A 19,841-nucleotide genomic window follows, 5' to 3' on the forward strand; every position below is an offset into this window, starting at 1 on the left:
GCGGGCCCGGCGCCGGCGCGGCTGCTGCAAAGCCAACAGTCAGGCGGCCTTGGCCTGCTGCACGCTGAACAGGTTCTGCGGCTTGTCCAGCCCGAGGTTTTCGCGCAGCGTCGTGCCTTCGTACGCGGTGCGGAACAGGCCGCGCCGCTGCAATTCGGGAATCACCAGTTCGACGAAGTCGTCCAGCGAGGCCGGCAGCACCGGCGGCATCACGTTGAAGCCGTCGGCGGCGCCGTTCTCGAACCAGCGCTGCATCTCGTCGGCGATCTTTTGCGGCGTGCCGACCACGACCCAGTGTCCGCGCGCGCCGGCCAGGTATTCGTACAGCTGGCGCACCGTGAACTGTTCGCGCCGCGCCAGCTCGATCACCACGTGGTGGCGGCTGTTGCGGCCCGCTGCCGGCGTCGGGTAGTAGGGCGGCGGCGCATCGAGATCCCAGGACGCGATGTCCTCGCCCGGCCAGAAGCGCGCGATGGTGGCCAGGCCGACCGACGGGTGGATCAGCGCCTGCAGCTCGGCCCATTTGGCATCGGCTTCTTCCTGGGTGCGGCCCACCACCGGCGAGATCCCGGGCAGTACCAGCAGCTGCTCGGGGCGGCGTCCATATTTCGCCAGCCGCCCCTTGACGTCGCGGTAAAAGGCCTGCGCCTCTTCCAAACTGGTCCAGGCGGTGAAGATCGCTTCGGCGGTGGCGGCGGCCAGCTCGCGGCCCGGTTCCGACGACCCGGCCTGCACGATCACCGGCTGGCCCTGCGGCGAGCGCTCGAGGTTGAGCGGTCCGGACACCTTCAGGTATTTGCCGACGTGGTTCAGGGCGTGCAGCTTGTCCGGGTCGAAGTAGATGCCGCTTTCCTGGTCGCGGATGAAGGCGTCGTCTTCGAAGCTGTCCCACAGGCCCTTCACGACGTCGAGGAATTCATGCGCCTTTTCGTAGCGGACTTCCGGGTCCGGATGCTTGTCCAGGCCGAAGTTGCCGTACACGTTTTCGGAGCCGGTGGTCACCACGTTCCACGCCGCGCGGCCCTTGCTGATGTGGTCGAGCGAAGCGAACTTGCGCGCCAGCAGGAAGGGGTCTTCATAGGTGGTCGATGCGGTGGCGACGAAGCCGATGTGCTTCGTCACCGCCGACAGCGCCGCCCACAGCGTCACCGGTTCGAAATACGAGATCCGGCCCTGGCGGCTGAAGGCCTCCACGCTGTCCTGCTGTTGCTGCACGCCCGGGCTGTCGGCCACGAACACCTGGTCGAACAGGCCGCGCTCGGCGGTCTGGGCGAGGCGGATATAGTGGTCGATGTTGACGCCGGCGTCGGCCTGCGAGCCGGGGTGGCGCCATGCGGCGATGTGGTGGCCGGTGGCCATGATGAAGGCGCCGAGGCGCATCTTGCGCTGAGCCATAAAGGGTTCTCCCTGTTATAAGTGATGGATGTCAGGTGCGCGCCGGTGCCGCCGCAGCCAGCTTGGCCTCGACCGCGGTGCCCTTGAAGAAGTCGGGATTGGCCTCGGTGTACAGCCGGTACGGGTTGGCGAACACGTAGGCCTTGAAGTCGGCTTCGCCGATGACCCCGTGTTCGACCAGGCCCCACGCTTCGGCCAGCGCATCGGTCAGGTCGGGCACGTCCCAGTGGCCGACGTCGGACGAATAGATGGCGTTGATCTTGGTGCCGAGCGGGTTGGCCTTGTCGTTGAAGGCGGTGGCGATGGTGCGGTCGTCGGATTCGGAGCCGAAGAAGAAGCTGTCGACCCATTGCTTCTTGATGTCCTCGGCGCCCTGGATGCCGGCGGCGGCGAAGTCTTCGAGTTCGTCGGCCTGCGGCTGGCGCGCGCCTTTCGTGTAGTGGGCGCCGAGCGTGTCGCGGATCAGGTCTTCGCCCTCGATCGGGCGGCCCTTGGTAAGGTCCTGGCCGTAGCGCGCGAACAGCTCGGTCAGCAGGGCACGGTCGGTGGCGGCCGGGTCGTAGTTCTTCAGGCCTTCGAGGCTGCGCTTTTCCCAGCGGTCGACCAGGTGGGTGAACACGCGCGCCCCCCAGTCGGCGCCGCCTTCGAGCAGGCCCACGCGCAGCTGCGGGAAGCGGCGCGTCACGCCGCCGAAGAACAGGGCCTTGGCAAAGGCTTCGGAGCCGTCGGCGAAGTGGCCGATGTGGTTGTGCATGTAATTGCTGATCGAGCTGCGCCCGGTCCAGCCCTGGCTGCCGTAGTGGGTCAGGATCGGCACGCCCAGTTCCACCGCCTTGGCCCAGAACGGGTCGTAGTCGTATTCGCTGTCGATGCCGTAGAAGTCCTGGTAGGAGATGTACTTCTGCAGTTCCGGATGCTGGTCGGCCGGGTACTTGTCGGCCAGCGCGCGGATCGGGCGGCGCACGCTGCCGGCGATGTTGACGGCCTTCAGGCCCAGGGTCTTGACCGCGAATTCGAGTTCGGCGATGCCTTCTTCCGGCGTGTTCAGGGCGATGCCCGCCACCGGCGTCAGGCGGTCGCTGTACTTGCGGTACAGGTCGGCATGGTAGTGGTTGACGGCGCGCTGCAGCGCGGTGCGGTGGTCCTTGTCGCGCACGCCGAGCGGCGCCAGCACGTTGTTCGGGAACAGGATCGAATAATCTGAACCCTGTTCTTCCTGGCGCTCGTACAGCAGTTCCGGCAGGTGGTAGGTGGCGACGTCCAGCGTGTTCCTGGTCACGCGCGCCCACCACGGCGCGCGGATGGTGCGGTAGTACTGCCGTTCTTCCGGCGTCTGTTCGTACCAGCTCTTGCCGTTGCCGATGCCGCCGCGGCCGATGCGCGCGGCGGAGGCCTTGCGCAGCGCGTCGACCAGGTGCACGCCGCCGTAGTTGGCGACATAGTCTTCGAGGTCGGGGGTGTAGTCGTTGGTATGGACGTCGGTGTCGATGACCGGGTAATCCAGTCTCTGCTTGACGGCGACGGAGGGCGAGGCGTTGAGGCGGCTGAGGCGATCGTTCACGGGTGGTCTCCAATCGGGTTGAGGGCTGCACACCACTGCATTGCAGCATTCGTGCCATGTCAAAACCGCTTGGAATGGCGCCCGATTGGCGGAAAGCGAGGTAAAAACTGTTGGCTGCTGCACAGCCGATGTTGGCTGGCGGTCAGCCGTGCAGCAGATGCGAAGGCTTGCGGCGCTCAGCGCGTCGCGTCGCCACGACGGTACTCGGCGCTCAGCTCGTCGAGCTGTGCCTTGAAAGCCGGATCGAGCCGCACCTCGGCTGCGCGCAGCGTGTCGCCCAGCTGTTCCGGGCGGCTGGCGCCGATGATGGCCTCGCGGCGGCCTGCAGCCAGCGTCCGACGATCTCCTCGGTGCGGCCGACGATACCGGTATCCCCGCCGAGCGGGTACACGTCCGCGGTGTCGATGAAGTTGATGCCCGCTTTGGCGGCACGGTCGAGGATCGCGCGCGCGCGCGCTTCATCCGTTTGCAGGCCGAAGGTCATGGTGCCGAGGCACAGGCACGAGACTTGGAGCCCGGTGTTGCCCAGTCTTCTGGTTTGCATGGGGGTCTCCCCCGGCTCAGCCGATGACGTCGAACAGTTCGCCCTCGAGCGGCTGCGAACGGAAGCCGTCCGGTCCCACCGCCAGGTCGCCGGCCACCGTGATGCGCCGTACCACGCGCGGCAGATCGAAGTGGGCGTAGTCGATCGGACCGGCGTGGGCGGTGGCCTGGTTGTCCCACATCGCGATCGCGTGCGGACTCCAGCGGAAGCGCACCGTGTATTCGGGGCGGCTGACCTCGTCGAACAGCAGCTCGAGCAGCGCCTGGCTTTCCCTTTCCTTGAGGCCGACGATATGGCTGGTGGTGCCCGGATTCACGAACAGCACCTTCTCGCCGGTGTCCGGATGGACCCGCACCAGCGGATGCAGGGCGACGAAGGGGCCGGCCTTACGTCCATCCAGACGCGGCTTCGCACCTGTGCCGTCATAGCCGGCGATCCGGTGCACGGCCTGCAGGCCGTCGATCAGCTGGCGGATCTGCGGCGACAGGCCGGCGTAGGCCAGCGCCAGGTTGCTCCACAGGGTGTCGCCGCCGTAGGCCGGGATCTCGACGCCGCGCAGGATCGAATACTTGTTGGGGTTGGCCATGAAGGTGATGTCGATGTGCCAGCCCTTGTAGTCGCGCGGCGGACGGGCGCTCGGCATCGTCAGGTCGCCGCGGTAGCGCTCCTTGTATTCGGCGGCCTTGCGCTCCCAGATCTCGGGATGGCGCGCCAGGCCTTCGGCGATCGGGTGCGCGGGCGTGAGCGGCCCGAAGGCGCGGCCGAAGGCGAGCTGCTGCTCGTCGCTGATCGGCTGGTCGCGGAAGAACAGCACTTTCCACTTGTGCAGTGCCGCCTTCAGTGCGGCGACGGTGTCGGGCGACAAGGGCCGGCCCAGGTCGATGCCGGCGACTTCGGCGCCGATGACGGGGGTGACCGGATGGATCTCGAGGGCGGTCTCGGTATGGATGATGGACATGGATTTCCTGTGGATGGTTGGCTTGCATCCTCGTGGTTTGCAAGTCCCATGCCATCGAATCGGCGGGTGTGCCGATGGAAATCCGTCCAGGTCTGCTGGCGCTGCAACAGCAGGCGCCGGCAAGGTGTTGAAAACCGTGCAGCGCCTACAGGGCTGCGTGGCCGGCACCGCCCAGCGCCAGGCCGGCGCCGACGTCCAGCTGCCCGCCGCCGATCAGGCCGAAGCGCTTCAGGTGGGTGCGCAGCACGTTGCGGCTGATGCCGAGCGCCTTCGCGGTCTGCACCTGGTTCTGCTCGAAGACGCTGTAGGCGGTGCGGATCAGGCGCTCTTCGACGCCGTCGAACAGTCCGGGTTCGCCGGATTCGACCAGGTCGGCCAGCAGCGTCTCGAGCCTGTCGAGGGCGCTGGCCGGGGCCACCGGCGCGGCCGGGATCACCGGCGGCGCGGCCGGCACGGCCGGGGGGATGCTGCGCGGCGCCGCTGCGCGGTGGCCGCTGCCGCCCATGCGCAGGTCGTCGGGCTGGATGCAGCCGCCGCGGCACACGATGAGGGCGTAGTGGACCACGTTTTCCAGCTCGCGGATGTTGCCGGGCCAGTCGTAGCCCAGCAGCGCCGCCTCGGCCGCCGGCGCCAGGCCGGCATCGTCCAGGCCCAGCTTGGCGCCGTACAGGCGGATGAAGTGGCGCGCCAGCGGCAGGATGTCGCCGGGCCGCGCATGCAGCGGCGGCAGGTGGACCGTGGCGACGCTCAGGCGGTAGTAGAGGTCGGAGCGGAAGCGGTCGGCGGCGACCGCCTTGTACAGGTCGACGTTGGTGGCGGCCACCAGGCGCACGTCGAGCGGGACCGCGCGGCGCGAGCCGAGGCGCACCACCTGGCGTTCCTGCAGCACGCGCAGCAGCTTGACCTGCAGCGCCATCGACAGGTCGCCGATCTCGTCGAGGAACAGGGTGCCGCCGTTGGCCGCTTCGAACCAGCCGCTACGGGCCTGGCTGGCACCCGTAAAGGCGCCGGCTTCGTGGCCGAACAGTTCGGCGTCGATCAGCGATTCGCTAAAGGCGCCGCAGTTCACTGCGATGAAAGGACCGGCGCGCCCGCTCTGCGCGTGGATGTGGCGCGCGATCAGCTCCTTGCCGGTGCCGGTCTCGCCGATCACCAGCACGGTGGCGTCGCTGCGCGCGATGCGTTCGACCTGCTCCAGCAGCGCCAGCGACTGCGGGTCGTGGAACAGCAGCGCCTTGGCGCGGATCGACAGCGCCATGCCGAGCGAATCGGGGAATGTCAGGACCTTGTTCACGTTGGCCGATCGTCGGGAATCAAGGGAACCCGATCAGAGCTTGGCGATCGAGACTTCGGTCGCCTTGACCAGGGCCACGACTTCGACGCCCGGCGCCAGTCCGAGGTCGCGCACCGAGCGCGAGGTGATGACCGAGGTGACGATGCCGGCCGGGGTCTCGATGTCGACTTCCGAGACGACCGGACCGTCGATGATTTCCTTGACCTTGCCGCGGAACTGGTTGCGTACGTTGATTGCCTGGATGGTCATGCTTTCTCCTGTAATGGGTTCCGGAGGTGGAACCCGTCAGGAGAGAGTAAATAAATGCACTGGAATTACGAACGAATCGTTTTGCCGATGTTTATTCGTTAATGTCATAAGTGCACTGCCAGGACGGCAGGCGGCGCGGTTCAGCCTTCGCCGTCGAGATTGCGCAGCACGCGCCGGGTGAGGCTGGCCAGCTGTTCCAGTTCGGCCGGGCTCAGGCCCGCATACGCCGAGGTCACCTCGTTCGACACTTCCGGCAGGATGCGCGCGATCAGCGCCCGTCCGGCGTCGGTCAGGGCGATCATCACGGCGCGGCGGTCACCGGGCTTGGGGCGGCGCTCGACCAGGCCCTTGGCCGCCAGCTCGTCGCAGACGCGGGTCAGGTTGGCCGGCTTTTCGTTGCAGGCTTCGCTCACTTCGGTGGCCGTCGAGGTCTCGTCGGCACTGCCGTACAGGATCGCCAGTACGTGGTAATGGGTGTCGCCCAGCTCGTGCTTCCTGAGCGCGGCGTTGCTCTTGTCGCGCAGGGTCTTGTGAAGGTGATGGGTCATCCGGACCAGCAGCATGGCGTCGACGGGAAAACCGGGCGCGCGCGCCTCGATGCGTCGCAGTCGTTTCTCGGTCGGGCCAAAATCGCTCATCGCCATTCCTTGCAGGATCTGAAAGACCAGATTGTAATCGCTGGTGCCGGGCAGCGGCCAGCTGCCGCTGCCGGTTCAGCGGACCTGGTGGACGGCAGCCATTTTCGGATAGACGAATTGCCCTTCGGTCAGCGGGAAGCTGCCTTCGGCGCGGGCTTGTTCGATGTCGGCCAGGGCCTTGGCGCAGACCGGGTCGGTCGGGGTGGCGGCGCAGCCGGACAGGGCGGCGACGAGGAGGGCGGGGATCAGGAATTTCGGGTTCATGGAGTTCACCTTGGTAATCGGAGATAACGGCAGCGCCGATCGTTCAGCGCTGTACATATTTTAGTACTGAATACTTCATTTGTGAAGTAAATTTTGGGGATTGTGCACGTACGGCAACGCGGCAGGGAGGACAGGTGTAGGAGATGTGTGAAGCTACGCGCGCCGCATGGTGCTGACAAGCGGCGCGCACCTTGCGGCGGATGGGGGCTGGCTGTAAACGACGCCGGCCCGCCTCGGGAGCGAGGCAGGCCGGTTATGCCCTGTCGGCAGCGCTTATCGGGAGCGCTTGCCGGCAGTATTTACTGGCAGCTGAAGCTGGCAGCGTCCTCGATGCTGCCGCTGCCCTTGTAGCGCGCCACCTTCGGGTACGCGCACAGCGGGCGCGTGCGCGCCGCCGACCACCCGGCCGGCAGGTCGGCATTGGCGCCGCCGGCGTTGCCGCTGCCGCGGGCGGCGGCGGTCACGCTGTCCGGCGCCTGGCCCTTCTCGACCCAGGCGACCAGCGGCGTCAGCATGTCGAACTGGTCGGTGGCCGGGCCGTCCGAGCAGTGGTTCATGCCCGGCACCCGGAAGAAGCGCGCGAAGTTGGATGCATCGCCGCTGTTCGCCGCGCGCAGCGCGTCGTACCAGGTGGTGGTGTCGTCGCTCGAGAAGATCGGGTCGCTGGTGCCGTGGTAGACCAGCATCTTGGCGCCGCGGTTCTTCAGCATGCCGAGGCTGGCCGCGTTCGGCGGCGTCATGAAGGAGATCGCGGACTCGGTGTAGATGCCGCCAGTGGCATTGACCTTGGCCAGCATGCTGTCCAGGTTACCGTTCGCCACGAAGGCGGGGCCGTTGAAGGTCGCGGCATTTTCCGGCGGCACCTGGAAGATCAGGCCGACCGCGCCCGAATCGAGCACCAGCGGCGAGTTGAACTTCCAGAACCCCCAGCCGCCGGTCGCCAGGCCGCTGTCGTAGGGGAAGCTGGCATAGATCGCCTTGCCGGTCTCGGTCTTGGCGCCGGCGAACAGACCGGCGATGCCGGTCTTCTGGGCCGTGCTCAGGCAGGTGCCGTCGCGCGCGCCGCTGCAGGTCGGCACGTCGCGGTTCAGGTCGAAGGCGGCCTGGCAGGCCTTGGTATCCTGCACCAGGCCATCGGCGCTGCCGTCGAGCGCGTCGCACTTGCCCAGCACCGCGTTCGACACCAGCTTGCGCTCGGCCTGGGTGAAACCGGCGCCGAGGTCGCCCGGCGTGGTCGCCAGCGCGGCATAGGTCTTGCCGCCGGCAATGTTGGCGATCGCCGCCAATGGCAGGCGGAAGCCCGGATCGCCCACCAGGTAGCCGTCGTACTGGTCGGCGTAGCGCGCCGCCGCCACCATCGTGTGGCGGCCGCCGTTCGAACAGCCGCCGATGTAGGAACGGTCGGGCGCCTTGCCGTAGGCGATGCGGATCAGGGCCTTGGCCATCGGCGTCAGCTTGCCGACCGCCTGGTAGCCGTAGTCGAGGCGCGCCTGCGGATCGATGCCGAAGAAGGGCGTCTGCGCGCCGTGGCCGGCGTCCGAGCTGATCACGGCGAAGCCCTGGTTCAATGCATTGTCGAGCGGGCCGCCACCGCCCACGGACCCCAGCGCCGTGACCACGCTGCCGTCGACGCCGCCGTTGGCCTGGTAGAAGAAGCGGCCGTTCCAGTCGAGCGGCAGGCGCATTTCGAAGCCGATCGCGTAGCTCTGGCCGTCGACGCTGCTGGTGCGCTGCGCCATCTTGCCCAGCACCTGGCAGTGGGCCGCGACCGGCTTGCCGCCGACCATGACGGTGCCGGCGGCGATCGGATTGACCGCGCTGATGGTGGTGTCGGTGAAGCTGAGTTTTGCGGCCAGGTCGGCGCAGCTGGCCAGCCTGGCGCCGGTGGCTGCCGCCAGCTGGGGCAGGGCCTGGACCGGCGTGCCGCCGCTGCCGTCGTTGTCGTCGTTGTCGCCGCAGGCGGCCAGGCTCGATGCCGCGAGCGCCGCTGCCACGATGGCGTGGAGGTGTCGGATGTTCATTACGTGTGTCTCCCCTGTGAGCTACAGTCTGGATATGGAACGCTGGAACGAACTGACCCGCGCGGCGCGTCCGGTGAGCGGACGCCGCGTCGGGTACTGCAAGGAATGGAGGAAACGCCTTAGTCGGGCATCACGTCCTTGAGGGTGCCGATCGGTGCGTTGACCAGCTTGCCGTTCACCTTTTTGACCTCGCGGATGTACATGTTCTGCACGATGTCGCGCGTCTTCGGATCGATGCTGATCGGTCCGCGCGGGCTGTTCCACTTCATCCCGGACAGGGTCTTGACGGCCTGTTCGCCCGTCACCTTGCCGTTCAGCTTGCGGATCGTCTCGTAGATCATGCCCATGGTGTCGTAGGCGGCCACGGTGACGAAGGTCGGCGCCGGCCGGTTCGGATTGGCGGCGGCGTAGGCCTTGAGGAAGCTTTTGTTGGCGTCGTTGTCGAGCGCGGTCGAGTAGTTCAGCACCGTGACGGCACCCAGGGCGCGGTCGCCCAGCGCTTCCAGGGTCGGGCTGTCGCTGGTCATGTCGCCGACACCGAGGAACTTGATGCCGGCCTTGTCGAGGCCCTTGTCGCTGTAGGCCTTGAGCACGCTGGTACCGTCCTCGACGCCCGGCGCAAAGAAGAATACGGCGTCCGGCTTCTGGTCCTTGATGCGCTGGACGAACGGCGAATAGTCCGGGTTCGCCAGCGGTACCCGCGCCGAGCCGACGATCTTGCCGCCGCCGGCCGTCAAGCCCTTGGTGAAGCGCGCCTCGGCATCCAGGCCGGTGCTGTAATCGGTGACCAGCGAGTACACCTTGCCGATCTTGTTCTTCGCGGTCCAGTCGCCGAACGGCTCGGTCATCTGCTGCATGCTCATCGAGGTGCGCAGCATGTAGGGCGACTTGGCCGTGATGCCGGTGGTGACCGCGTTCATGACGATCATCGGCACCTTGCCCTGGGTCGCCACCGGCGCCACCGCCAGCGCGCTCGGCGTCAGCGAAAAGCCGATCAGGAAGCTGACCTTCTCGCGCCCGATCAGTTCCTGCGCCGCGCGCTTGGACAGCTCGACGTTGCTGCCGCCGTCGTCGCGGTACAGGATCTCGATCTTCTTGCCGGCCACCTTGTCGCCGTACTGCTGCATATAGGTCTTGATGCCGTCCTCGAAGGGCTTGCCGATGTTGACGAAGGGGCCGGTGAGGGCCGCGATCACGCCGATGCGGATGGTGTCGCCTTCCTGCGCGTGGGCGGCGGCGAGGGGAAGGAAGGCCAGTCCGATGCAGGCCAGTGCTTTCAGTTTCATGCTGTCTCCTGTAATTGTCGTTGTGAGTGCTTCAGAAACTTCAGTCGGCTAGGATGGTCTGCGCCTCCGTGCCGTCATACATGGCGTCCACCAGCGCGGCGCGGCGCTGCAGCACCACGGCCTGGTTGATCGAGCCCTTGTCGGTCTGTTCGCGCGCGTCGATCGAAGGCGGCTCGGCCAGCAGCAGCAGGCGGTCGACCCGCTTCGAGGACCCGCCGCAGTCGTGGTTCAGCTTGTTCAGCAAGTCCTTGAAGAAGGCGCGCACCGGCGCGCTGGCCAGCATCTCCGCCGCCGCAGTGCCCGCCGGGAGGCCCGACAAGGCGAGGCAGTGGTCCATGCGCGGGAACACCAGCAGCCCGGTGAACGGCCGGTTGATGCCGGTAACCACCGCATCCTGCACGTAGGGCGCCCCCATGCTCACCACGCGTGCGCGCAGCGGCCCGACGCTGACGAACACGCCGGAGCTGAGCTTGAAGTCCTCGGCGATGCGGCCGTCGAACATGAAGCCGAGCGCCGGCCGGGTCTCGTCGACGAAGCGCAGGGCGTCGCCGGTACAGTAGTAGCCGTCGGCGTCGAAGGCCTCGGCGGTCAGGTGCGGCGCGCGCCAGTAGCCGGGCGTCACGTGCGGCCCGTGGAAGCGCGCTTCCAGCTTGCCGCCGATCGGCACCAGCTTGACCTTGCAGCCCGGCGCCGGCACGCCGACATAGCCGGCCTTGACGATCGGGCCGGTGCCGAAGGTGCACGAGGGCGAGGTCTCGGTCATGCCGAGCCCGGTCATGATGCGGATCGACTCGCCGCAGCAGTCGATCGCGACCTGGTCGAGGCGCTCCCAGGCCGATTGCGACAGGCCGGCGCCGGCGCAGAAGAACAGTTTGACGCGCGAGAAGAAGTTGTCGGCCAGGGCGGTATCCGTGCGCAGCGCCTCGGTCAGCATCTCCCAGCCGGCCGGGATGTTGAAATACACCGTGGGCGCGATCTCGCGCAGGTTGCGCAGCGTGGCGCCGAAGTCGCGCGGCGTCGGCCGGCCGTCGTCGATGTACAGGGTGCCGCCGTTGTACAGCACGATGCCGACGTTGTGGCTGCCGCCGAAGGTATGGTTCCAGGGCAGCCAGTCGAGCAGCACCGGCGGCGCCTCGGCGAAGAAGGGGAAGGTCTGCAGCAGCATCTGCTGGTTGCTGCACAACATGCCGTGGGTCGTGATCACCGCCTTCGGCTTCTTGGTCGAGCCGGAGGTGAACAGGAACTTGGCGATGGTGTCGGCGCCCACTTGCGCGTTGCGCGCGTCGACCGTGGTCGGTTCGGTCGCCAGCAGCTCGGAAAAACGCGTGGCGGCCTGGCCCGGCACTTCGCCGTCGCACAGGATCAGTTCCGCGTCCGCCGGCAGCACGGCCTGGATCGCCCGCGCGAAGGTGGTGCCGTTGCAGGCGAAGACCGCGCCCGGCGTCAGCTGGGCGATCAGGTCGGCCAGCTTGGACGGGTCGGTCGCCACCAGCGAATAGGCGGGCGACAGCGGCGAGAACGGGATGCCGGCATACATGGCGCCGAGTGCGAGCTGGAAGTGCTCCAGGTCGTTGCCCGACAGGATGGCCAGCGGCCGTTCGGCACTCAGGCCGCGGTCGAGCAGGGCCTGGCCGATGCGGCGCGCGCGCTGCAGCACATCGGCATAGGACAGGCGGATCCACTCGCCGTCCGCGCCGCGCCGCGCCACCAGGGTGCGCTCGGGGTGCTGCTGCGCGCCCTCGACCAGGCGGTCGGTGAAGCGCGCCGGGAAGGGGCCCAGCGGCGTGACGGCATCGACGTGCCAGGTGCCATCCACCTGGAACGCCGCGACCTCGGGGTTGCCGAGATCGACCTGCCGCCGTTTCGCCTGCTGCTGCACCGCCTCGCCGGACTCAATCGTCGATTGGGTCATGGCGGCCTCCGCTCAGATCGGGTAGTGGCGCGATCCGGTCTGCACCGTGATCCAGCGCAGGTCGGTGAATTCGGCGATCGCCGCCTTGCCGCCGAAGCGGCCATAGCCGCTGCCCTTGACGCCGCCGAACGGCATCTGCGCTTCGTCGTGCACGGTCGGGCCGTTGATGTGGCAGATGCCGGATTCGATGCGCTGGGCTACCGCCATGGCGCGCCCGATGTCGCGCGAGAACACGCTCGACGACAGGCCGTATTCGCTGTCGTTGGCCAGCCGGATCGCTTCCTCGTCGCTGTCGAAGCGCAGCACCGAGACGATCGGGCCGAACGATTCTTCCTGGTACACGCGCATCTCGGGCGTGACGGCATCGACGATGGCCGGCTGCATGATGTTGCCGTCGACCCCGCCCTGGGACTGGATCACGGTGGCGCCGCGGGTACGCGCATCCTGCAGCATGGCGTCGACGCGGGTGGCCGCGGCCGGGTCGATCATGCCGGCCAGCGGGGTGTCGCCGCGCGAGGCGGTCAGCGTGGCGGTCTTGGCGCCGAGCTTCTCGATGAACTGGTCGGCGATCTTGCGGTCGACCAGGATGCGGTCGGCCGACATGCAGATCTGGCCCTGGTTGAAGAAGGCGCTGAAGGCGGCCGCTTCGACGGCGGCGTCGAGGTCGGCGTCTTCCAGCACCACGACCGGGTTCTTGCCGCCCAGTTCCAGCAGCACCGGTTTCAGGTGCCTGGCCGCCTGCTCGGCGATGATGCGGCCGACGCGGGTGGAACCGGTGAAGTTGATGCGGCGTACCGCCGGGTGCGCGATCAGGCGCTCGACCACCTGGGCCGCATCCTGGGGCGCATTGCTGATCAGGTTGACCACGCCTGCCGGGAAGCCGGCGTCGACGAACACCTGGGCGATCAGGCGGTGCAGCAGCGGGCACAGTTCCGACGATTTCATGACCACGGTATTGCCGCAGGCGAGCGGCATCGCCAGCGCGCGGGTGCCGAGGATGATCGGTGCGTTCCACGGCGCGATGCCGACCACCACGCCGCACGGCTGGCGCACGCCCATCGCGAGCGAGCCTGGCACGTCCGACGGAATCACTTCGCCGCTGATCTGGGTGGTCATGGCGGCGGCTTCGCGCAGCATGTTGGCGGCCAGGGTCACGTTGAAGTGGTACCAGCCGGGCGCGCCGCCGCATTCCTCGACGGCGGTTTCGACGAAGCGGCCGCGCATGGTTTCCATGCCGTCGGCAGCTTTCAGCAGCAGGGCGCGGCGTGCGCCCGGCAGCATCGCGGCCCAGGCCGGGAACGCGGCGCGGGCGGCGTCGCAGGCGGCGTCGACGTCATCCAGGGTGGCGGCAGCGGCGCGGGTGGCGACGGCGGCGGTGGCGGGGTTGTGGCGCTCGAAGGTGGCGCCGTTCGATGCGGCGCGGGCTTCGCCGCCGCACAGCAGGTCTGATTGCAGCATGAGGGTCTCCTCGTGAGATTGGAAAGCGGCAGTCCGGGCGCGGGCCCGGCTGCCGTTGTTGTTTTTCTTCTCTTGGTTATGTCGGCGCGATCGCTCAGCCGCGCTTGTAGCTCTGCAGGCCCGGCTTGATCGTCTTATCGTCCAGGAACTGCTTCAGGCCTTCCTTGCGGCCCTTTTCCGGGTCGCGGTGGTTGGACTGGTCGGTCTTCGCGTACAGGTAATCCTCGCCCTGTTCCCAGGTCAGTTCGCGGCAGCGCTTGAAGCCGACTTTGGCGTAACGCAGCACCACCGGGTTCTTTTCCAGCAGCTTGTTCGCCAGTTCGATCACGGCCTCGCGCAGCTGTTCTTTCGGCACGCTCTTGTTGATCAGGCCCATCGCAGCCGCTTCCTTGCCGGTGAAGGTGTCGCCGGTCATGATGTAGTGCAGCGCCTGGCGGTGGCCCATGGTGTCGGCCACGGCCTTGCTGACCAGGTTGCCCGGCGGGATGCCCCAGTTGACTTCGGACAGGCCGAACACCGCTTCGTCGGCGGCGATGGCCAGGTCGCAGGCCACCAGCGGCGAGAAGGCACCGCCGAAGCACCAGCCGTTGACCATGGCGATGGTCGCCTTGCTGTACATGCGCAGCAGCTTCCACTGCCATTGCGAGCAGTCGCGGCGCATCCGTTCCTGCATGATTTCCGGCTTGCCGTCGGTCTCGCGGAAGTACTCCTTCAGGTCCATGCCCGCGGTCCAGGCGTCGCCGGCGCCGGTCAGCACCACGACCTGTGCCTCGTCGTCGAGCTCGAGTGTCTCGAGCACGTCGATCATTTCGCGGTTCAGGGTCGGGCTCATGGCGTTGCGCTTTTCCGGACGGTTCAGGGTGATCCAGCCGATGCCGTTTTCGACGTCGACCTTGACCGTTTGCCAGCGCGCTTCGTATTTGGACATAATGTCTCCTTCTTGGTAGGTTTATTATCAGGCTACCTGATATGCAACTTATACTATACGCAGCGGTTTCCCCTGACAAGCATCTTTTTATGGCTAGCGAAAAAAAATCCGATTCCACCTACACTGCTGTCAAGCCGATGGGCCTGGCCTACCTGGTCGGGCGCCTCGACCACATCCTCAGCCAGCGCCTGCGCGAAAGCCTGGCCCCGGTCGGCCTGACGGTGCCGCAGTACACGGCGCTGTCGGTATTCCGCGCGCATGGCTCGCTCTCGAACGCCCAGCTCGCCACGCGCACGATGATGGCGCCGCAATCGGCCAACGAGATGGTCAAGCAGATGGAGGCCCGCGACTGGATCGAGCGCCGTCCGGACCCGGCGCACGGCCGCATCATCCAGATCAGCCTGACGGCCGCCGGCGAAGCGGTGCTGCGCGACTGCGACCTGCGGGTGGCGGAAGTGGAAAACCTGATGTTCGCCGAGCTGGGCAAGGAAGAGCGCGTGCAGCTGCAGGGGCAGCTGCGCGCCGCCGTGCGTGCGCTGAGCACGCAGCGCGTGTGAGGCGGGGCTGACTTCGTTCAGTCAGCTACATGGTGCTTCACTGATTGGACGCGTTCACCCTTCGCGCACATGCCACAACACGCCGGCGGGATCGCAGAACTGCATCATGATCCCACCTTCCTGCGCATGCGGAGGGGAGAGGACCTTGGCGACGCCGCCGTAGCGCTGGAGCAGATCGAGGCTGTCCAGGTGCCGGGCCCAGGCCTGAATGTCTTCCACATACAGGCATAACATGGTGTTTGCCGCCCATTCCTCCACGTAGTAATCCTGCAGCCAGAAGCCGTAATCCCCCAGCAGGAATTGAACCGCCTCGTCGGTGGCGATAGTTTTGGTGAAGCCGATATCTTCGTAGAACCTGCTGCTTGACTGGAAATCCGTGGACGGAAGAAACGCCATCACGTTCTTGATGCGGAGTTGATTCATCGTTGGTATCCCGTTGAGTTGCTTCTCGGCGAAAATGAAACCTGCTTGTCAAAACTTTAGCAGCGATCGAACAAAACGGATGAGATTTCTATCCGCTGCCCGTCCGCTATGCACACATGGTAACCGTGCTGCGCTGTTACAAGTCCGACATGTGCATTTGTACAAATCAGCTCAGTTAGTTACAATGCGCCCCCGAGGTCAAGCCGCGCTCGCCGCGGCCTGCGCAAACGCGCGCCTGCCACCCTCTACCCACGCACATCGTGCACCGGCCGCGCCGGTCGCAGTGGCGATCTGTACACATGCCCGTACGCCCCCTGTTGCGTCCGGCGCAGTCGATCTGGAATTTCACAACAGCGTTATGCCTATCGTTACCAAGAGAATCATTGCCGCTGCGTTTGCCGCAGGCGGCCTGTTTGCCCATCCGGCCGATGCCGCGGAACCGGCCGCTTCCGCGCTGACTGTCGGTGGCGCGATCCGCTTCAACTACGTCCACAAGAGCTGGCAGGACGACTACCCGGGCGGCTTTGTCGGCCTGGATACCGCGCGCCTGGATCTGAACTATGACGACGGCACGGTGATCGGCTCGGCCCAGTACCGTTACAACCGTTTTCCGAAAGGGCAGGGCGGCTACTGGCAGCACTTCCTGCACCATGGCTGGGCCGGCATCCGCCTGGCCGACAAGAGCGAATTGCATGTGGGGCTGGACCGCAATCCTTTCGGCCTGCAGCCACTGGCGTCGAATAATTTTTACGAATCGATCGCCTTTTACGCCGGCCTGGAAGACAAGTACGACCTCGGCGTGACCTACCTGAGCGATCCCGGCCCGTTCGAGTGGCAACTCGCCTTTTATCCGCGCGATGGCGGCTCTTACGGTGGCGGCAGCAACACGGCCGCCGCGTCGAACCGCTACTCGTACAACATCGTTCCGGACGATGACGCACAGGGATATGGCACCGGCCAGCGCGACCGCGAGCGCGATACGCTGGTGGGGCGCATGGCGTGGCACGTCGGACCCGGCGCCAACTACGAGATCGGCGTGTCCGGCCTGACGGGCGCGATCGACAACGGCCGCGGCACCCGGACGCGGCGCCATGCCGTGGCGGTGCATGCCCAAGGGGCCGTTGGTCCGGTCAAGGTCATGCTGGAGGCGCTGCGCTATCGCTACGGCACCGCCCATGGACCGACGCAGACCTATGCCGGCCTCGATCCGAACAGCTTCGTCATGCTGGGCGCCTTCGGCTACCCGTTTCCGGTGGCATCGAAAGGCGACATCTATCTCGTCAATGTCAGTCACGACATCCCCGGCAGGCTCGGTCCGCTCGGCGGATTCCGGGTGTACAACGACTACAGCGTGCTGCGCAAGCGCAGTGGCGCGTACAAGGACTCGGTGCAGAACGTGACCGGCATGAGCTTTTCGTCGGGGAAGTGGACCTTTTATGCCGACTTCATGCTCGGCAAGCACCATCCCTACCTGTCGCCGGACGGCGGCGGACTGGCAGCGGCGTCCGCCGCGCATGATGGCTTTACCCGCCGGATCAATCTGCAGGCGGGTTATTACTTTTAATTAAAGATTTTGCAGCGTGGCCGAATCTTGGGCAGGGGTGGAACGACGCCGACGCGTGGCGGCCATGAGCAGCAATGCTGTGGCCGCCATTGCCGGCGCGGACGGTTCCGGTACCGGTGTGTCAAACGCTGCAGTGCTGATGCGGGCACTAACGAACAGACGGTCTCCGGTGGGCACGTCTACTAGCGAAAACTCAGCGAATCCGTAGCTGAAATCTGACGCGTCGAACTCGGCAGGTAGAGAAAAATCGTTGAGCGCCTTGCCGGTCTCATCATCGAAATACACGCTGGCGGTGGTAAAGCCAGGGCCGAACTCGGTGAAAGTAATCCCATCGTAATTGTGGAGATTGTCGGAGACGGCTATCAATCCGGAATTGAAGCCGATATCGCGGGTCGAAAAATGCGCGGACGGAACGTTCAGAACAATCGACTGCAGTGCGTTCGTGTATATGAGTATTGAATCACTGGTGCCGTTGGAATCGCTCATGCTGCTTCCCGGACCATAGGCAACCTGTCCGTCAAGGCGATCGCCGAGAGCGAAGTGCAAGCCGTGAAAATCATAGTCGTCAAGTAGCGTCGTTTGTCCGGCTACGGTTACGCCAAGTTGTGTGATGGCTGCATCGAGATGGAACACCGAAGGGGCTGCAATCGCGCCGCCCGATAAAATAGAAAAGGCTGTGACGATTAGGAAGCGGGCGACGTTCAAAGTGATCCTCCGTTGTCAATTTCTATCGAAAGGTGTTCCCACAGTAAGCTAACCATGATTACATGTCGTTGTAATTATTGCAAATAAACGTTCTTTATGGTGAACGTGCCGGCTTTGGTGCAAACGACTCCATGGTGTGCGGTCCAGGCGGACGCTGTACTCAGCGATGGCAGGCAGCGTCCTTTCGGTCATCGGTTGCAGGCAAGGACAAATACTCTTTTTCCTTTTCCGGCATTGAATCGGTCGACGTCCCGCCAGTTCAGGCAAACGTTCGCTCCCAGCGGCGTCTTGATACGAATTACTTTGTCCGAGCCGTCGAGTGCCGTTGTCACGTCCTCCGCCGGCGCCGAGTGCGCTTTTGCGTAAGCAGCATCGATGTCACGCGCAAGCTGGGTCTTTGGCACCGCCTGGAAAGCGGCATCTTCGACATGTTCGCTCTTCGGCCGCAACTCCGGCTGTAACGCTTCCGGGAGCGTTCTGCTTGATGACACTGGGGGTGTTTTCGCATCTTGCAGTGGACCCGGTTCAGCCCGAATATCAAGCATCACTAAAAGAGACAGGATGGATACCGAGTAACTGACCACGGAATTCAGCATTCTTTACCCTCGACTAACTGCCGGATTAAAGAGACCGTCGCGAACAGTTGACGATCATGGCGCTCTGCAGGCCTTACTTTACAGGAGTCGACCGGTTCAATTTACGCAGAATTCCACGCTCGGCAATCAGGTCTCGCTGACCGCACGACCCATGCTTGCTACGCGAACTTCATCGGCGCGCCGCGAAAGGTGGCGGCGCGCCCTCTGGCTGAATTACTTGCCCGGATCCTTCTGGTTCGCGAACTGGTCGAACTCGACGTTGTACGGCTGCCCGCCCACGTTCTCGACCTTGCGCACGTACACGGTCTGCACCACGTCGCGGGTGGCCGGGTCGATCGTGAGCGGGCCGCGCGGGCTGTCCAGCCTCAGGCCCTTGAGCACGGCCATCGCCTTGTCGCCGTCGATGCGGCCGCCCAGTTTCTGGCTGACCTGGTAGATCGCGTTCATGCCGTCGTAGGCAGCGACCGCCATGAAGTTGGGACGTCCGCCGCCCGGGTTGGCGGCGGCGAAGCTTTTCAAAAAGGCGTCGTTGGCGGGCGACTTGTGCGCCGCCGAATAATGGAAGGTGGTGATCACGCCCAGCGTGGCGTCGCCCATGGTGGGCAGCACGTGGTCGTCGGTGAGGTCGCCGGTGGCGATCACGCGGATGCCGGCGTCCTGCAGGCCGCGCTCGCGGTAACCCTTCATGAAGGCGATGCTTTGCTCGCCGGCCGGCACGAACACGAACACCGCATCCGGCCTGGCGTCCTTGATGCGCTGGATGAAGGGCGCGAATTCCGGGTTGCGCAGCGGCACCCGGATCGCCTCGACCACCTTGCCGCCGTTCTTCTGCAGCCGCTCGCTGAAGGCCTTCTCGGCATCGATCCCGGGACCGTAGTCGGCCACCAGCGTCACCACCCGGTTCACCTTGTTCTTGACCGCCCAGTCGCCCATCGGCGCCGAGACCTGCGGCAGCGTCATCGACACCCGCGCGATGTAGTCGGACTTGGTCGTGATCACCGACGTCGCCGCATTCATGACGATCATCGGCTTCTTCGCCTGCTGGGCCAGCGGCGCCACCGCCAGCGCTTCCGGCGTCAGGCCGAAGCCGGCCAGGAAGTCGACCTTGTCGCGCACCACCAGTTCCTGCGCCAGGCGCTTGGCGATGTCGGGGGAGGGGCCGGTGGTGTCCTTGTAGATCACCTCGATCTTCCTGCCGGCGATGCGGTCGCCGTGGCTGGCCATCCAGGCCTTGATCCCGCCCTGCATCTGCTTGCCGTAGTCGGCAAAGGGACCGGAGAAGGGGGCAATGACACCCACCTTGATCGTGTCCTGGGCCCACGCCGGCAGGGCGGCAAGTGCCGCACCCGCGGCCAACGCCGCTGTAATCGTCCTGCGCTTCATGCTGTGTCTCCTGGTTGTGGTGTTCTGTCGACAAGCGATTATCAGGCGAACTGACAATGATGTTGACAACGCTTGTATAAGAACAATAGTATTTATTCAGCGTTC

At 65.7% G+C, this 19,841-nt stretch carries 19 protein-coding genes; 2 read left to right on the forward strand and 17 right to left on the reverse strand.

From position 1 onward, the window contains the following. Positions 1–39 precede the first annotated feature (39 nt). The 13 genes from FBX97_RS06465 to FBX97_RS06525 all read right to left on the reverse strand — a co-directional run bounded on the left by FBX97_RS06465 (position 40) and on the right by FBX97_RS06525 (position 14,508). Positions 40–1,395 (reverse strand): LLM class flavin-dependent oxidoreductase, encoded by a 1,356-nt coding sequence (locus FBX97_RS06465; RefSeq protein WP_141829658.1) that lies wholly within the window; start codon positions 1,393–1,395, stop codon positions 40–42. A 31-nt stretch (positions 1,396–1,426) separates the two neighbouring features. Next, positions 1,427–2,956, reverse strand: a complete 1,530-nt coding sequence (locus FBX97_RS06470; RefSeq protein WP_141829660.1) for an amidohydrolase family protein — start codon at positions 2,954–2,956, stop codon at positions 1,427–1,429. 211 nt (positions 2,957–3,167) lie between these two features. Then, a complete protein-coding gene (locus FBX97_RS06475; protein ID WP_141829662.1) occupies positions 3,168–3,500 on the reverse strand; it encodes an aldo/keto reductase in 333 nt (110 codons plus the stop codon). Positions 3,501–3,516: 16 nt separating this feature from the next. Then, positions 3,517–4,458, reverse strand: coding sequence for a TauD/TfdA family dioxygenase (locus FBX97_RS06480; protein WP_141829664.1), 942 nt, complete (start codon positions 4,456–4,458; stop codon positions 3,517–3,519). Between the two features lie 145 nt (positions 4,459–4,603). Then, a complete protein-coding gene (locus tag FBX97_RS06485) occupies positions 4,604–5,752 on the reverse strand; it encodes a sigma-54-dependent Fis family transcriptional regulator (protein ID WP_255517324.1) in 1,149 nt (382 codons plus the stop codon). Positions 5,753–5,785: 33 nt separating this feature from the next. Beyond that, a complete protein-coding gene (locus tag FBX97_RS06490; protein WP_141829666.1) occupies positions 5,786–6,001 on the reverse strand; it encodes a molybdopterin-binding protein in 216 nt (71 codons plus the stop codon). 140 nt (positions 6,002–6,141) lie between these two features. Continuing rightward, positions 6,142–6,639: a MarR family winged helix-turn-helix transcriptional regulator gene (locus FBX97_RS06495; RefSeq protein ID WP_141829668.1), complete on the reverse strand. Its 498-nt coding sequence runs from the start codon at positions 6,637–6,639 to the stop codon at positions 6,142–6,144. A gap of 75 nt (positions 6,640–6,714) precedes the next feature. Continuing rightward, positions 6,715–6,903: a hypothetical protein gene (locus FBX97_RS06500; RefSeq protein WP_141829669.1), complete on the reverse strand. Its 189-nt coding sequence runs from the start codon at positions 6,901–6,903 to the stop codon at positions 6,715–6,717. Positions 6,904–7,202: 299 nt separating this feature from the next. After that, positions 7,203–8,924 carry a tannase/feruloyl esterase family alpha/beta hydrolase gene (locus tag FBX97_RS06505; RefSeq protein WP_141829671.1) on the reverse strand — a complete coding sequence of 574 codons (1,722 nt, stop codon included), beginning with the start codon at positions 8,922–8,924 and terminating at the stop codon, positions 7,203–7,205. Positions 8,925–9,043: 119 nt separating this feature from the next. Continuing rightward, on the reverse strand, positions 9,044–10,210 hold the full coding sequence (locus tag FBX97_RS06510; RefSeq protein WP_141829673.1) for an ABC transporter substrate-binding protein: 1,167 nt from the start codon (positions 10,208–10,210) through the stop codon (positions 9,044–9,046). 40 nt (positions 10,211–10,250) lie between these two features. Continuing rightward, positions 10,251–12,122, reverse strand: a complete 1,872-nt coding sequence (locus FBX97_RS06515) for a feruloyl-CoA synthase (RefSeq protein ID WP_141829675.1) — start codon at positions 12,120–12,122, stop codon at positions 10,251–10,253. A gap of 12 nt (positions 12,123–12,134) precedes the next feature. Next, positions 12,135–13,580 (reverse strand): aldehyde dehydrogenase, encoded by a 1,446-nt coding sequence (locus FBX97_RS06520; protein ID WP_141829677.1) that lies wholly within the window; start codon positions 13,578–13,580, stop codon positions 12,135–12,137. 94 nt (positions 13,581–13,674) lie between these two features. After that, positions 13,675–14,508, reverse strand: a complete 834-nt coding sequence (locus FBX97_RS06525; protein ID WP_141829679.1) for a p-hydroxycinnamoyl CoA hydratase/lyase — start codon at positions 14,506–14,508, stop codon at positions 13,675–13,677. An 89-nt stretch (positions 14,509–14,597) separates the two neighbouring features. On the opposite strand from FBX97_RS06525, the gene FBX97_RS06530 reads away from it, so the two are divergent. Then, complete coding sequence (locus FBX97_RS06530) at positions 14,598–15,065, forward strand: MarR family winged helix-turn-helix transcriptional regulator (RefSeq protein WP_141829680.1); 468 nt, start codon at positions 14,598–14,600, stop codon at positions 15,063–15,065. A 54-nt stretch (positions 15,066–15,119) separates the two neighbouring features. Here the strand turns inward: FBX97_RS06530 and FBX97_RS06535 are convergent, their stop codons facing one another. Continuing rightward, positions 15,120–15,488 carry a glyoxalase gene (locus tag FBX97_RS06535; protein ID WP_141829682.1) on the reverse strand — a complete coding sequence of 123 codons (369 nt, stop codon included), beginning with the start codon at positions 15,486–15,488 and terminating at the stop codon, positions 15,120–15,122. Between the two features lie 358 nt (positions 15,489–15,846). Between FBX97_RS06535 and FBX97_RS06540 the strand changes: the two genes are divergently transcribed. Beyond that, on the forward strand, positions 15,847–17,052 hold the full coding sequence (locus tag FBX97_RS06540) for a hypothetical protein (protein ID WP_255517325.1): 1,206 nt from the start codon (positions 15,847–15,849) through the stop codon (positions 17,050–17,052). Here FBX97_RS06540 and FBX97_RS06545 read toward each other — a convergent pair whose 3' ends face one another. From FBX97_RS06545 to FBX97_RS06555, 3 genes are all read right to left on the reverse strand, one after another. Then, positions 17,053–17,757 (reverse strand): hypothetical protein, encoded by a 705-nt coding sequence (locus FBX97_RS06545; protein WP_141829683.1) that lies wholly within the window; start codon positions 17,755–17,757, stop codon positions 17,053–17,055. A 188-nt stretch (positions 17,758–17,945) separates the two neighbouring features. After that, the gene (locus tag FBX97_RS06550; protein ID WP_141829685.1) at positions 17,946–18,353 is read right to left on the reverse strand and encodes a hypothetical protein; all 408 of its coding nucleotides are present in this window, start codon (positions 18,351–18,353) and stop codon (positions 17,946–17,948) included. 213 nt (positions 18,354–18,566) lie between these two features. Beyond that, positions 18,567–19,736 (reverse strand): ABC transporter substrate-binding protein, encoded by a 1,170-nt coding sequence (locus FBX97_RS06555; RefSeq protein WP_141829686.1) that lies wholly within the window; start codon positions 19,734–19,736, stop codon positions 18,567–18,569. Positions 19,737–19,841: the final 105 nt, after the last annotated feature.

The organism is Herbaspirillum sp. SJZ107 (assembly GCF_006715485.1).
Taxonomy (GTDB): Bacteria; Pseudomonadota; Gammaproteobacteria; order Burkholderiales; family Burkholderiaceae_D; genus Telluria.

Bases quoted from the DNA above. Each gene is read 5' to 3' on its own strand.
- FBX97_RS06465 (WP_141829658.1), bottom strand. From the start codon at position 1,395: ATGGCTCAGCGCAAGATGCGCCTCGGCGCCTTCATCATGGCCACCGGC.
- FBX97_RS06475 (WP_141829662.1), bottom strand. From the start codon at position 3,500: ATGCAAACCAGAAGACTGGGCAACACCGGGCTCCAAGTCTCGTGCCTG.
- FBX97_RS06480 (WP_141829664.1), bottom strand. From the start codon at position 4,458: ATGTCCATCATCCATACCGAGACCGCCCTCGAGATCCATCCGGTCACC.
- FBX97_RS06490 (WP_141829666.1), bottom strand. From the start codon at position 6,001: ATGACCATCCAGGCAATCAACGTACGCAACCAGTTCCGCGGCAAGGTC.
- FBX97_RS06495 (WP_141829668.1), bottom strand. From the start codon at position 6,639: ATGAGCGATTTTGGCCCGACCGAGAAACGACTGCGACGCATCGAGGCG.
- FBX97_RS06500 (WP_141829669.1), bottom strand. From the start codon at position 6,903: ATGAACCCGAAATTCCTGATCCCCGCCCTCCTCGTCGCCGCCCTGTCC.
- FBX97_RS06505 (WP_141829671.1), bottom strand. From the start codon at position 8,924: ATGAACATCCGACACCTCCACGCCATCGTGGCAGCGGCGCTCGCGGCA.
- FBX97_RS06510 (WP_141829673.1), bottom strand. From the start codon at position 10,210: ATGAAACTGAAAGCACTGGCCTGCATCGGACTGGCCTTCCTTCCCCTC.
- FBX97_RS06515 (WP_141829675.1), bottom strand. From the start codon at position 12,122: ATGACCCAATCGACGATTGAGTCCGGCGAGGCGGTGCAGCAGCAGGCG.
- FBX97_RS06520 (WP_141829677.1), bottom strand. From the start codon at position 13,580: ATGCTGCAATCAGACCTGCTGTGCGGCGGCGAAGCCCGCGCCGCATCG.
- FBX97_RS06525 (WP_141829679.1), bottom strand. From the start codon at position 14,508: ATGTCCAAATACGAAGCGCGCTGGCAAACGGTCAAGGTCGACGTCGAA.
- FBX97_RS06530 (WP_141829680.1), top strand. From the start codon at position 14,598: ATGGCTAGCGAAAAAAAATCCGATTCCACCTACACTGCTGTCAAGCCG.
- FBX97_RS06535 (WP_141829682.1), bottom strand. From the start codon at position 15,488: ATGAATCAACTCCGCATCAAGAACGTGATGGCGTTTCTTCCGTCCACG.
- FBX97_RS06540 (WP_255517325.1), top strand. From the start codon at position 15,847: ATGCCTATCGTTACCAAGAGAATCATTGCCGCTGCGTTTGCCGCAGGC.
- FBX97_RS06550 (WP_141829685.1), bottom strand. From the start codon at position 18,353: ATGCTGAATTCCGTGGTCAGTTACTCGGTATCCATCCTGTCTCTTTTA.
- FBX97_RS06555 (WP_141829686.1), bottom strand. From the start codon at position 19,736: ATGAAGCGCAGGACGATTACAGCGGCGTTGGCCGCGGGTGCGGCACTT.